At 69.2% G+C, this 12392-nt stretch carries 12 protein-coding genes; 4 read left to right on the top strand and 8 right to left on the bottom strand.

The annotated features are described in order from the left end of the window. Positions 1-192: 192 nt before the first annotated feature. The gene (locus tag AC1RR5_RS15570) at positions 193-570 is read left to right on the top strand and encodes a hypothetical protein (RefSeq protein ID WP_492922642.1); all 378 of its coding nucleotides are present in this window, start codon (positions 193-195) and stop codon (positions 568-570) included. Here AC1RR5_RS15570 and AC1RR5_RS15565 read toward each other — a convergent pair. Further along, the gene (locus tag AC1RR5_RS15565) at positions 567-788 is read right to left on the bottom strand and encodes a DUF5961 family protein (RefSeq protein WP_492922640.1); all 222 of its coding nucleotides are present in this window, start codon (positions 786-788) and stop codon (positions 567-569) included. The genes AC1RR5_RS15570 and AC1RR5_RS15565 overlap by 4 nt on opposite strands. 61 nt (positions 789-849) lie before the next feature. Then, positions 850-2853: a protease SapA gene (sapA, locus tag AC1RR5_RS15560; protein WP_492922638.1), complete on the bottom strand. Its 2004-nt coding sequence runs from the start codon at positions 2851-2853 to the stop codon at positions 850-852. 255 nt (positions 2854-3108) lie between these two features. Here sapA and AC1RR5_RS15555 point away from each other — a divergent pair, with 255 nt between their 5' ends. Beyond that, a complete protein-coding gene (locus AC1RR5_RS15555; RefSeq protein WP_492922636.1) occupies positions 3109-4320 on the top strand; it encodes an OmpA family protein in 1212 nt (403 codons plus the stop codon). 262 nt (positions 4321-4582) lie between these two features. On the opposite strand, the gene mnmC2 is transcribed toward AC1RR5_RS15555, so the two are convergent. The 3 genes from mnmC2 to motA form a co-directional block, all read right to left on the bottom strand. Further along, positions 4583-6313 (bottom strand): tRNA (5-methylaminomethyl-2-thiouridine)(34)-methyltransferase MnmC2, encoded by a 1731-nt coding sequence (gene mnmC2 / locus AC1RR5_RS15550; protein WP_492922634.1) that lies wholly within the window; start codon positions 6311-6313, stop codon positions 4583-4585. A 93-nt stretch (positions 6314-6406) separates the two neighbouring features. After that, positions 6407-6733 carry a hypothetical protein gene (locus AC1RR5_RS15545; RefSeq protein WP_492922632.1) on the bottom strand — a complete coding sequence of 109 codons (327 nt, stop codon included), beginning with the start codon at positions 6731-6733 and terminating at the stop codon, positions 6407-6409. Between the two features lie 79 nt (positions 6734-6812). Beyond that, complete coding sequence (gene motA / locus AC1RR5_RS15540) at positions 6813-7679, bottom strand: flagellar motor stator protein MotA (RefSeq protein WP_492922630.1); 867 nt, start codon at positions 7677-7679, stop codon at positions 6813-6815. Positions 7680-7814: 135 nt separating this feature from the next. Between motA and AC1RR5_RS15535 the strand changes: the two genes are divergently transcribed. Then, positions 7815-9131: an MFS transporter gene (locus tag AC1RR5_RS15535; RefSeq protein ID WP_492922628.1), complete on the top strand. Its 1317-nt coding sequence runs from the start codon at positions 7815-7817 to the stop codon at positions 9129-9131. Here AC1RR5_RS15535 and fixK read toward each other — a convergent pair. Then, a complete protein-coding gene (gene fixK, locus AC1RR5_RS15530; RefSeq protein ID WP_492922626.1) occupies positions 9128-9775 on the bottom strand; it encodes a transcriptional regulator FixK in 648 nt (215 codons plus the stop codon). The two genes, AC1RR5_RS15535 and fixK, sit on opposite strands and share 4 nt — an antisense overlap. A 156-nt stretch (positions 9776-9931) precedes the next feature. Between fixK and fixT the strand changes: the two genes are divergently transcribed. After that, positions 9932-10240: an oxygen-responsive sensory/signaling system negative regulator FixT gene (gene fixT / locus AC1RR5_RS15525; RefSeq protein WP_492922624.1), complete on the top strand. Its 309-nt coding sequence runs from the start codon at positions 9932-9934 to the stop codon at positions 10238-10240. Here fixT and fixJ read toward each other — a convergent pair. After that, positions 10237-10845 (bottom strand): response regulator FixJ, encoded by a 609-nt coding sequence (gene fixJ / locus AC1RR5_RS15520; protein ID WP_492922622.1) that lies wholly within the window; start codon positions 10843-10845, stop codon positions 10237-10239. The two genes, fixT and fixJ, sit on opposite strands and share 4 nt — an antisense overlap. Continuing rightward, positions 10838-12316: a PAS domain S-box protein gene (locus tag AC1RR5_RS15515; protein ID WP_492922620.1), complete on the bottom strand. Its 1479-nt coding sequence runs from the start codon at positions 12314-12316 to the stop codon at positions 10838-10840. Before AC1RR5_RS15515 ends, fixJ begins: the two co-directional genes overlap by 8 nt. Between the last annotated feature and the right edge of the window lie 76 nt (positions 12317-12392).

Below are 12392 nucleotides of genomic sequence, written 5' to 3'. Positions count from 1 at the left end.
GGTCTTCTACGAAACAGCCGCCTTCGGGCGGCTTTTTTCGTTTCTGGACTTCAGAATTCCCAACTCACCAGAACCGCCTGGCGTCCAGCAGGTCGCTCCTCATTCTGACGACCTTTCCGACGCCCGCGCGCCAGCGCGCGGCGCCAAACGGCGTTTGCGACGTTGACCTCCAGCAAGGCTGGAGGCTCACACATGCTGGACGACTTCATCGATGACCTGATTTCGCGGCTGATGACCGGTGCGGGGCTGGTCATGGCGGCGGCGATCGCGGCGGTGACGGGGGCGATGGCGGTGTTCGCGTTCCTGGCGCCGCATCTGGGGCGGGCTTGGGCCTATGTGGCGGTGACGGCCCTGGCCGGGGTCACGGTCGCGGTGTGGAGCCTGGCGCACAAGCAGCATCGCGCGCGCCATCGGCGGGCCTCGATCGAGCAGCGGATCGTGGATCTGATCCAGGCCCATCCCAGCGGCGCGTTCGTCGCGGGGCTGGCGGCGGGCGTGGCGGTCAAGGGCAAGCCGTGGGAGGCCCTGGCCATCCTCAAAGCCAAGCCGGGCAAGGCCTCGAAGGCCTAGCCGCAGGGCGCGGTCTCGCCGGTCGCCAGGTCGACGCGGAAGCACTGCTCGCGGCCGGTGTCGTCGTCGCGGACGATCACGGCCACGGTCTCGTCATTGTCCGCGTCGTGAGAGAAGTCCTCGAGATAGGCCAGGGCGGCCGCCTCGGGGCTGGGCTCGTCGACAGAGCGGCCATCGTGATGGCCGTGCAGGTGGCGGGCGCGGACGGTGAAGGGCATGCCTGATCTCTTTCGGGGGGCGGTCTCCTGCGGGAGGAAACGCGCCACGCTCTCATTGGATTCAGACGAGGTTGTATTCCGCCTTGGCGTAGGTCCCGATCAGGTCGACGCCGTAGACATTGTGGCTGACCTGGTCGGCGAACAGGGCGTCGGCCGACTTGGCGTAGACTCCGATGTCGGCCTTGGCGGCCTCGGCCATCAGCCAGCCGACCATGGCCGCCTTGGTCCCCTGGCCGTTCAGCCCGTCGCCGCCGTAGTAGGCAAAGTACTGGGCGCGGGTGATCGTCTGGCCGCCGAAGCTGAAAGTGGTGTCCAGCAGCTCGTGGACCTTGGCTGAGGTCGGGGCCGCGCCGAAGATCTTGGCGTAGGCGGCGCTGGTGGAGGCCTCCAGCGTGAGCCCGCCATAGGTCGTGGCGAAGCTGGCCGCGCCTTCGCCGACCTTTCCCAGATTGACCGCGAAATTGATGTAGCGGTTCTCGATGTTGAACGACTGGTAGTAGGCGCTGTTGAGGGTGTTGACGTTCTGGCCGTCGGGATTGACCAGATAGTCCATGCCCGCCGCCGTCGGCGTCTTGCCGGTGAAGAACTGGTAGGACAGCACCGCCACTTCGCTGGTCGAGATCGCCGTCTTGGTGACCAGGGTGATGGCGTCCGTATAGCTGGTCCCGCCGGCCATGGCCGTGGCGATGGTCTTGACCGTGGCGTCGCCGCCGGCCGAGAAGGCGGCGATGCGCAGTACGTTGGTGATGGCCGTGGCCACGCGGCTGTCGACGATCGAGACGGTGCGGTCCGAGAAGGCCAGGCTCTCGATGTTGATGATGCCGTCGGTCCCTTCGCCGGCGCTGCCGTTGTCCTTGATCTGCCAGCCGCCGTCGGCCTTGGCGCTGATGGCGTAGCTGCCGAACTTGCCGGCATAGACGGCGGTGTCGAAGCCGCGGCCGCCGTCGAGGGTGTCATTGCCCTGGCCGCCGACGATGCGGTTGGCGGCGGTGTTGCCGTTGATGATGTCGGCAGCCGTGCCGCCGACCGCGTTCTCGATGGTCGCGCCCATGGCGATGGTGACGTTGCCCGTCAGCCCGCCGACGCTGGAGAAGTAGCCCGCGCGCAGGTCGATGGTCTGGGCGACCTTGAAGCCCGAGAAGTCGAAGGTGTCGACGCCGCCGGCGTCCCAGGCGGCGAAGATCAGCTTGGCCGAGGACGAGGTCGCGCTGAACCAGTCGCGGCCGGCGTTCGAGTTGAAGCCATAGACCGTGTCGCCGGTGCGGGTGGTCATGTTGGCGCCGTAGGCCAGCTGGGCCGCGGCGATGTCGTCGAGCAGCGGCGAGGAGGCGTAGGTGCCGCCGAACGAACCGCCGGTGTTGGCCTCGCCGAAATAGGACATCACCGTGTACTGGCGGCTGTCCTCGTAATACTCGGCGTTGGCGGCGTAGCTGAGGGTGGTGTCGGCCTCGGCGTCATAGTCGGCCGGGTGGGCCAGACCGATGGCGTGGCCGATCTCGTGGACCAGCACCATGCCGCCATAGTTCGTGCCGGTGGGACTGGCGTTGTAGCCCAGGCTGGCGTTGATCCAGACGTCGCCGGAGATGCTGCCGGGCGAGGCGTTGCCGGGATAGTAGGCGAAGGCCGCCGCGCCGGACTGGCCGCTGCCGTAGTTGCTGAACAGGATCGAGGCGATGTTGCTGTAGGCGTCGGCGCCGGTTCCCGATCCGACCCGGGTGAACACGACATTGGCCACGTCCGACCAGGCGGCCAGCGCCTTCTCGGTCTGGACGATCTGGGCGGCGCTGAACTGCGAGAACGACGCGGTGTCGCTGGGCATCGAGCCGGGCGCGGTCTCACGGAACGCATAGGTGACGGTCGCGGCCTTCTGCAGGGCCGAGGACCAGCCAGGCTCGCCGCGGATCAGCTGCGAGGCGGCCTGGTCGACCGTCAGGCTGGGCTTGCCGGCCACGACGCCGGCCCGGGAGTCGGCGTTGACGAAGGCGTTCGGCTGCTCGCCGCCCGTGATCGCGCCCGACGTTCCCGAAGAAACATCCGTCGCCAGAGGGAAAGGTTCAATGCTCACGACGATACTCCACGCGACACTCGCAGGCAGTATGGTGAATGCCGATTTCTCCTGCAATCTCGGCTATTTGCGACAAGTGAGCGCAGTTCTCCAGCCAAGCTAAGCGTCGCCGGAGCATGGCGCCGGCCGCCACAATTTTCACATTCATGGCGCCGGTGTGGCGTTCGCGCCACACCTGTTTTCCGACATGGCGCGTTTGTCGTGCTGAGCCGGGCAAGTCGGGCCCGCGACATTTCGATTGAAGAGGGTACATCCATGAAGATGCGGTTGCTGGTCAGCGTCGCGGCGGTTGCGCTGAGCGCCGCCACGGGCGCCTTGGCCCAGAGCGCCACGAGCGGTTGGTATGTCGCGGCTGACGCCGGCTATCATGAGCCGGACTCGGTCAAGGCGACGTCCACGAACAACTATCAGTGGGATTTCTCGGCGGATAAGGACTGGGCCGCGTTTGGCCGCTTCGGCTATCGCTTCACGCCGAACTTCCGCATCGAAGGCGAGTACGGCTATCGTCCGGGCGACTTCAAGAGCGTCCGCGGCGTCGGCTCCAGCGCTGGCCAGCCGATCGGTCTCTGCACCGCCGGCGTCGGCCGCACCTCGGCTTCGCCGGCCTGCGGTGAGCCCAAGGGCAGCCTGAAGGCCACCACGGCGATGGCCAACTTCATCTACGACGTGGCCCCCGACTCCAGCATCAGCCCGTTCATCGGCGCCGGTGTCGGTACGGCCTGGGTGCACAACAAGGTCTATGGCCAGCTGTCGGGCGTCCCGGCCGGCGCCGCCATCTACCAGAACACCAGCTTCGACGACGTCGACCAGGCTTTCGCCATGCAGGGCATCCTGGGCGTGGCGTGGAACTTCTCGCCGAACTGGGCTCTGGACCTGACCGGCCGTTACCTGCGCACGTCCAAGCTGGACTGGGGTTCGGTGACGCAGAACGCCGGCCCGGCCGGTGGTTCGATCACGGACGTCGGCACCTTCTCGGGCCGCTACAAGGACACCTCGGTGACCCTGGGCCTGCGCTACACCTTCGGGTCGCCGCCGCCCCCCCCGCCGCCGCCGCCCCCGCCGCCTCCGCCCCCGCCGCCGCCGCCCGAGCCGCCGGCTCCCCCGCCGCCGCCTCCGGCTCCTCCGGCCTACGAGTCGCGTGAGTTCGTGGTCTACTTCCCGTTCGATCAGTACGTGCTGACGCCGGAAGCCCAGGCCGTGGTCCAACAGGCCGCTGAATACGCCAAGGCTGGCGGCGCTTCGAAGATCGTCGTGACGGGTCACACCGACACTTCGGGCTCGAACGCTTACAACCAGAAGCTCTCGGAACGTCGCGGCAAGGCCGTGGCCGATGGCCTGGTCAGCCAGGGCGTCGCCGCCACCGCGCTGTCGGTCGACTGGAAGGGCGAAAGCGCTCCGGCCGTCGCCACCGGTGATGGCGTCAAGGAACCGCTGAACCGCCGCTCGACGGTGTCGATCACGTTCTAAAAAACAAGAAGACTAAAATTGGTGGGGAAAGGGGTCGGCCTTCGGGTCGGCCCCTTTTTCTTTGGTCGCCATTCTTCCTTGGTTGGGGCCCACAACGAAAAGACGCTCCCGATGGGGCGTCGGGAGCGTCCGATCCGGCGGACCAAGAGGGCGGAGGGCCGCCGTCGCGCGGTCGGCATGAAGGGGCAGCCGGCCGTATTCTGGAAATGGAGTGGGACGCGGGAAAGGGGGACCGCTTCCGCGCTCCGATAACCGTGTTCGACTATACGCCCGTGCTCGTGTCAGGCGAGTCGAAACGGCGAGATTCAACCAGGTGCGACAAAATGCGCGGCAGCGGCGAGGGCAGGCCCAGCATCCGGGCGACCAGGTGCTCGGCCAGCAGTGGCACCAGGCAGAAGCCGCGCGAGCCCAGGCCGGTCAGGACCAGCAGGCCGTCGTCGGAGATCCCGGCCAGCGGCAGGCGATCCGGCGTCGTGGCGCGGATGGCGGCGCGGCCTTCGAAGGCATTGCCCGCCAGGGATTGCGCCAGGTCGGGTAGGCCCTTGGCCAAGGTTTCGAGGTTGCGGGCGTGGTCCTCGGGGCGGACGTCCGCAGCGGTCTCGCCGCGATCGTGGGTGGCGCCGAACAGCACGCCGCCCCGGGTAGGGATCGCATAGCCGCCGAACGCCGTGGGGGCGGGGGGCTGCGCGTCCGTCCAACTGGCTTGGCCGCGCACGGGCTTGAGGGGCAGGGGCGCGAGATCGGTCGAGGCGGCGCCGCCGGCCAGGGCCACGCGGTCGGCGCGCAGGATCAGGTCTCCGGCGGCGTCCAGGAGCCGCCAGCCGTCGCCGTCGCGCTCCAGCCGGGCCACGCGGCGGCGGACGATCTCGCCGGACCAGGCGGCGGTGACGACCGAGGGCTGGATGACGAGGCTGGTCGTCATCGCGAGGCCCACGTCCGTCACCTGCATCGCGCCGGGCTCGAACAGGTCCTGCTCGGCGACCTTGGCGAAGCGGACGGGGTCGCGGTCGGTGGTGGCCAGTTGCGTGACCTTATGGGCGATCACCGCGCCGGGTTCGGCGCCGTAGAGGCGAACGGCGCGGGCCAGGGCCTGGGCGTAGAGCGCCGCGCGAGGGCCGCCGCCGGCGTCCAGGGCGGGCGTGACCAGGGCGGCCGGGTTGCCCGAGGCGGCGACGCCGTCCGGGTCGTCGATGACGGTGACCGCGAGGTCTTCGGCGCGAGCGGCGCGGGCCAATGAGGCTCCAGCGATGCCGCCGCCGATGACGGCCAGGCTGGTCGGGCGCGGCGGGGTTTCGCGCTCGCCCGGCAGCCAGGCTTCCAACCGCTCGCGCTTGCGGCCAAAGCCGGGACGCTTGGCGATCTCGAAGCCGGCGGCCTGGAGGCCGCGCCGCACGGCCCCGGCCACGGTGAAGGTCGCCGCTTTCGCGCCCGGCGCGCTGCGGCTGGCGACGGCGGCCAGCACCTCCTCGCGCCACATGGCCGGGTTCAGGGCCGGGGAGAAGCCGTCCAGGAACCAGGCGTCGGCGGCGCCGTCCCAGGCCTCCAGCGCCTCGACCACATCCATGACCGCCAGGTCCAGCACGGCGTCGAAGCCAGGCAGGTCGACGCGGTGGAACCCTCGCGCCTTGCCCGGCCAGTGGTCCAACAGCACCTGGGCGGCGTCGCCCAGCTCGGGCCAGTGGGCCAGGATGCGGGCGGCCTCGTCGCGGTCCAGCGGATGGGCCTCGATCGAGAAGATGTGGAGCTTGCCGCCCTCGGGCTTCTCCCGCCGCCACAGGTCCAGCAGGGCGGCGATGTTCAGGCCCGAGCCGAAGCCCAGCTCGCCAACGACGGTGTTGCTGGAGAGCCGCTCGGGCAGCCCGCAGCCGACCAGGAACACCGCCCGCGTCTCGGCCAGACCGTCGACGCTGGAGAAATAGACGTCGCCGTACAGGCTCGACTGCGGCAGGCCGTCCTCGCGCCAGACGAGGGGGGAAGGGGCGGTGGGATCCATCAGGGTGCTAGAGCGCCGGCTCGCGCCCACCGTCAACGAAAAAGGGCCGCCCGAATGGGGCGGCCCTTTCCGATCTTCCGAAAGACGAGGCGCTTAGTGCGCCGCCTTCTTCTCTTCCGGCTTGGCGGCTTCGGCGGCCGGCGCCGAGGTCGCGCCCGTGGCCGCGGCGTCAGCGGCGGTCTGGGTCGCGGCGTCGGCCGGATCGGCAGGCGCGGCGGCGGCGTCAGCGGCGGCCTTGTTGGCGTCGGCGCTGGCCTGGTCCTGGGCCGAGGCGGCGTCGGTCACGGTGGAGGCGTCGGCGGCGGCGGCCTTGGCGGCGGCGTCTTCGGCGCCGTGGGCCTCTTCCTTCTTGCCGCAGGCGGCCAGCGACAGGGCCGAGATGGCCACGCCGGCGATCAGCAGTTTGCGAATGGTGCTCATGGGGTTCCCCTTACGTCGTTCGTTGACGGCAAAGGAATACCGGTTCGAAAGCGCGTGCAAGTTACGACGCGCTAACCTGCTACTCGTTGGGGATCTGCGACAGGGCTTCTTCCAGCTCGGCGAAGCTGGGCTGGGCGCTGCTGGGCACGTTGCCACGGCCGATCTCGACCGAGATCTGGGCGGCGTTGCCGTGCAGGTGGGCGACCAGGACGGCCTGGATGATTTTGTAGAACGAGTGGTCCTCGTCCAGCACCGAGCCCAGGCGTTGAGCCATCGGGCCGACCAGGCCATAGGCCATGAACACGCCCATGAACGTCCCGACCAGAGCGCCGCCGATCATGCCGCCCAGGACGGCCGGCGGTTCGGTGATCGAGCCCATGGTCTTGATGACGCCCAGCACGGCGGCGACGATACCCAGGGCGGGCAGGCCGTCCGACAGCATGGTCAGGGCGTGGGCGGCCTGGTGGGCCTCGTGGTGGTGCTTCTCGAGCTGCTTCTCCATCGCGTCCTCGACCTGGTGGGGATCCTCCAGGTTCATGGTCATCATCCGCAGGGTGTCGCAGATGAAGTCGACGGCGAAGTGGTCGTGGGAAATCTTGGGGTAGCGCGAGAAGATCGTGCTCTCGTGCGGCTTTTCGATGTGGGCTTCCAGGGCGATGACGCCCTTGGACTTCATCGTCTTGGTCAGCAGGAACAGCAGGGACAGCAGGTCGCGATAGTCCTGCGGCTTCCACTTGGGGCCGGCGAAGATCTTGCCGAAGCCGCCCATGGTCGCCTTGATGACGGTCATGGAGTTGGAGATCAGGAATGCGGCGACACCGGCGCCGCCGATGGCCATCAGTTCGTGCGGCGCGGCGTGAATGATCACGTCCATCTTGCCGCCCGAGATGATGTAGCTGCCGAACACCAGGCCGAAGAGCAGCACGATGCCGATGATCTGGAACATGTGGTGACCCGACCCCTAGAATGACGGCGCATCATCTCGGTTAATGATTAATCCAACGTTCTCACGCGGCCCGGGCCTGGCGATGTGACCTGCGACACATTGCGTGTGAAGCTTGCGGGGTCTAACGATCGTTTGATGAGTGGGGAGATAAAGCCAGCGTCGGAACACCGGCGCGCATTCGCCATCCTCTTCGGCGTGTCGGTCGCGACCGCCCTGGGGAATACCGGCATGCTGTCGGTGCTGCCGGCGATCGGTCGCCAGATCGGCATTCCCGACGCCCTGGTGGCGGGGATCTTCTCGCTGTCGGCGGTGCTGTGGGCCGTGACCTCGCCGATCTGGGCGAGGCAATCGGACCTCAGGGGCCGCAAGCCGCTGATCCTGCTGGGCCTGGCGGGCTTCTCCATCTCGATGCTGCTGTGCGCCCTGGTGGTCTCGGCCGGCCTGCACCACCTGGCGCCGCCGATGGTGATCTTCGTGCTGTTCCTGCTGTGCCGGGCGCTGTTCGGCGGCTTCGGCTCGGCGGCCAATCCGGCGACCCAGGCCTATATGGCCGAGCGCACCACCCGCGAGGAGCGCACCCAGACCATGGCCACCCTGGCCGGGGCGTTCGGCCTGGGCACCGTGGTCGGGCCGCTGCTGGCCCCGCTGTTCGTGCTGCCCGTCGTCGGCCTGGCCGGGCCGATGTTCGCCTTCGCGATCGTGGCCGCGGCGATGATGCTCGTCGTCCATCGCGGCCTGCCCGAGACCTTCAAGCCCGGCCGCGGCGAGACCCCGCCGCGCCACCGCCGGTTCGGCCTGCCCTGGCGCGGCGAGGGCGCGGCGCTATGGAAGGACCCACGTCTGAAGCCCTTCCTGATCTTCGGCTTCCTGGTCGCCTCGTGCCAGACGGCCCAAACCCAGACCCTGGGCTTCCTCATCATCGACAAGCTGGGCCTGGAGCCGGTCAAGGCCCAGGGCTTCATCACCCTGGCCATGGCCGCCGGCGCGGTGGCGGGCCTGCTGGCCCAGTGGGGCCTGATCCGCATGTTCCAGATGGGCCCGCGCGAGCTGATGCGCTGGGGCGTCGGCTGCGCGGCCCTGGGCAACATCATCGTCGCCTTCGCCCCGGACTACGCCGCCGTCGCCATCGGCTACGCCATCGCCAGCCTGGGCTACGGCTTTGCGCGGCCCGGCTTCACGGCGGGAGCCTCGCTGTCGGTCGACGCCAAGGACCAGGCCGGCGCGGCCGGGGCCATCGCCGCGATCAACGGCCTCAATGTCGTGGTCGCCCCGCTGTTCGTGCTGCTCTACGAGAAGATCGGCTGGGGCCCGTTCGTTCTGAACGCCGTGATCCTGGCGGCCCTGCTCGGCTACGCCCTGCGTCAGGCCGTGCTGAGCGCGATCGACAAGGGCGGCGCGCGGGAAGAGGCGACGATCGCGGGGCTTGAGCGGACGGACGAGGGCGGGGTCTAGTCGACCATCCGCTCCAGCGCCCGCCGGTCCTTCAGCACCACGTGCCGCACCGTCGGCAACGCGATCAACCCCTCGTCCTGCAAGGCCGTCAGCGTCCGCGACACCGTCTCGATCGTCAGGCCCAGATAGTCGGCCATGTCCTGGCGGCCCATCGGTACGTCCAGTTCGGCGGCAGCGTGGGTGCGTTCGGCGATGTCGAGCAGCAGGCCCACGACCCGCTCCTGGGCCGAACGGCGGCCCAGCATCAGCACGTGGTCCTGGCTGCGCTGCAGGCCCTCGGCGGTCAGGCGGAACAGGGCCCGGGCCGCGTCGCCGCGCCGGGCGGCCAGCTCGCTCAGCGCCCCGCGGCGGATCATGCGGATGCTGGCCTCTGTCATGGCCTCGGCCGTGACCCGGTGGGCCTCGCCCATCTCCAGGCCGAAATAGTCGCCGGCGAAGTGGAACTCGTCGATCTGCCGGCGGCCGTCGCGCAGGATGCGGTAGGTGCGCACCGCGCCCGACACCACCTGGTAGACATGGGCGGCGGTCTCGCCCTCGCCGAAAATCTCCGCGTCGCGGGTGAAGTGCGGGCAGGCGCCGGGGATGGCCAGGACCGGATCCAGGGCGATGGGTGTGGCGTCGTCGATGCGGAGCGGAGACAGCATGGAAAGACCCTTCTGTTGCTAAGGTCTTTGCGCCTTTTCCGTCTCTGCGAACATTCGGGAGCCGCGCCTAAGGAAACCCCCTTACGCGGGGATGCGGGTGAGGCGTGTTTGAGCCGGATCAAGGGTTTCGGCGCGCGGGCCGCGCAAGATGTCAAAATGCCCAACCGCCCCCTGATCCTGCTTCTCGTCGCCGACGAGCCCCTGCGCGAGGCGCTGCGCTTTTCGCTGGAGACCGAGGGCTACAGAGTGGCCACGCGACCCGATGGGCGCCCCGTGGCGGCGGTGGTCATCGACGACGGCGGCGAGGCGTGGGACGGACCCGTCGAGGGCCTGCCGACCATCATCCTGACCGGCGACGCCGAACGTCTGCTGCGGCGCGGCGTGCGCGGCGTGTCGGTGGTGGAGAAGCCGCTGCTGGGCGATGCGCTGAGCGAGCGGCTTAGTGAGGTCCTCGGCCGCGCCTAGCCCGCGCGTGCCGACAACGTCATCCGCACCAGGGCCGCCAGGTTGTCGGCCTGCATCTTGGTCATCAGCTTGGCGCGATAGATCTCGACCGTCCGGGGGCTGATCCCCAGCTCCCGCGCGATCACCTTGTTCGCATGCCCCGCCACCACCCCGTCCAGCACCTGGCGTTCGCGTTCGGACAGGGTCTCCAGGCGATGCAGGATGGCGGCCTGGTCGTCGGTGACGGGCGAGGCCTCCGCGGCCTTGATGGCGCGTTCCAGGGCGTCCAGCATGCGCGCTTCCGAGAACGGCTTCTCGATGAAGTCGATGACGCCCGAGCGCATGGCCTCGACCGCCATCGGGATGTCGCCGTGGCCGGTGATCATGATGATCGGCATGCGGATCTTCAGCGCCGCCAGCCGGGCGACCAGCTCCTGGCCGCTCATCTCGGGCATGCGGACGTCGGTGATGATCACACCCGGCCGGGCGCCGGGCAGGGCCTCCAGGAAGGCCGGCGCGCTGGCATAGGCCACGACCTCGAAGTCGGCCGACTCCAGCAGGAAGGCCAGGGACTCGCGGGCGCTTTCGTCGTCATCGACCACGTGCACGACGGCTGAGTCAGTCATCGGCGATATCCTTCTGATGATCTGCGGGCGGCAGGGTGAAGCGGAACAGCGCCCCGCCGTCGGGATTGGCCTCGGCCCAGATGCGGCCGCCATGGGCCTCGATGATCGAGCGCGAGATCGACAGGCCCACGCCCATGCCCTGCGGCTTGGTGGTCATGAACGGCTGGAACAGGCGCTCGCGCACCTCGTCGGCGATGCCCGGACCGGTGTCGGCGACGCTGACCCGCGACCAGCCTTCCTCGGTGACGTCGGTGGTGATCAGCAGACCACGGCGACGGCTGCTCTGGTCCTGCATGGCGTCGATGCCGTTGCGGATCAGGTTCAGCAGCACCTGCTGCACCTGGACCCGGTCGGCATAGACCGCGTCGGCGGCCGGATCCAGCGACAGGCGCACGTCGACCTGGCGGTCCTTCTCGCCGATCAGAGCCAGGGCCGAAGCCTCCTCGATCAGCTTGGACAGGCTCTCGGTCGCGCGCTCGCTGGCCCCCCGGCGGACGAAGTCGCGCATGCGGTGGATGACCTCGCCGGCCCGCAGCGCCTGGTTGGCGGCCTTGTCGATGGCGTCGCGCACCTTGCCCTGGTCGGCCTCGCGCCCCCGGTCGATCAGGCGGCGCGATCCGGTCAGCAGGTTGGCGATGGCCGACAGCGGCTGGTTCAGCTCGTGGGCCAGGGTCGAGGCCATCTCGCCCATGGCCGTCAGGCGCGAGACGTGGACCAGCTCGTTCTGCAGCTCCTGCAGGCGGGTCTCGGTCTCCTGCGTCTCGGTCAGGTCGCGGATGAAGCCGGTGTAGGAGGGCACCGGCCCCTTGGTCTCGCCGACCGCCAGCTCCATGGGGAAGGTCGAGCCGTCCTTGCGCTGGCCGACCACGACGCGGCCGGCGCCGATGATCCGTTTCTCGCCGGTGCGGTGGTAGCGCTGGATGTAGCTGTCGTGGGCGGCCGCATTGGGCTCGGGCATCAGCAGGTTGACGTTCCGGCCCAGCACCTCGGACGCCTTCCAGCCGAACATCCGCTCGGCGGCGGGGCTGAACGAGGTCATAATCCCGGCGCGGTCGATGACCACCACGCCGTCGGGTACGGTGTCGAGGATCGAGCGCAGGTGGTCGTTGACCGCCGCCGCCCGTCGCCGCGCGGCGTGGAACCAGCCGCCGCCCACGGCCATGCCGAAGCCCACCGACAGGAAGATCGCCGCCGACAGGCCGCTGACCATGTCGAACGGGATGTGCCGCGTCACCCACCACACCGTGCCCCAGGCGAAGGTGGTGGCGAAGACGCCGGGGCCGAGGCCTCCCAGCGCGGCGCTGACCAGCACGGCCGGCACGAACAGCAGGAACGACGACGGGGCGGTGAAGGCCTCGGGCAGGTACAGGCGCGCGACCGCCGTCGCCATCACCGCCGCGAAGGCGGCCAGGTAGGCGGTCGGGTGCGGATCGCTGAACAGGGTCGAGGACAGGCCCCGGGCCGGCTTCATGAGTGCTCCAAGTCTCGAGCCCTTATAGCCGCGCGGCTTTGAGCCAGGTCAAGGACGGGCCACTGCGTAGGTCGGA

Source organism: Caulobacter sp. GW821-FHT11E11 (genome assembly GCF_058808315.1).
Note: the sequence above shows the minus strand (reverse complement) of the source record. Positions and strands in the feature narration are given on the sequence as shown.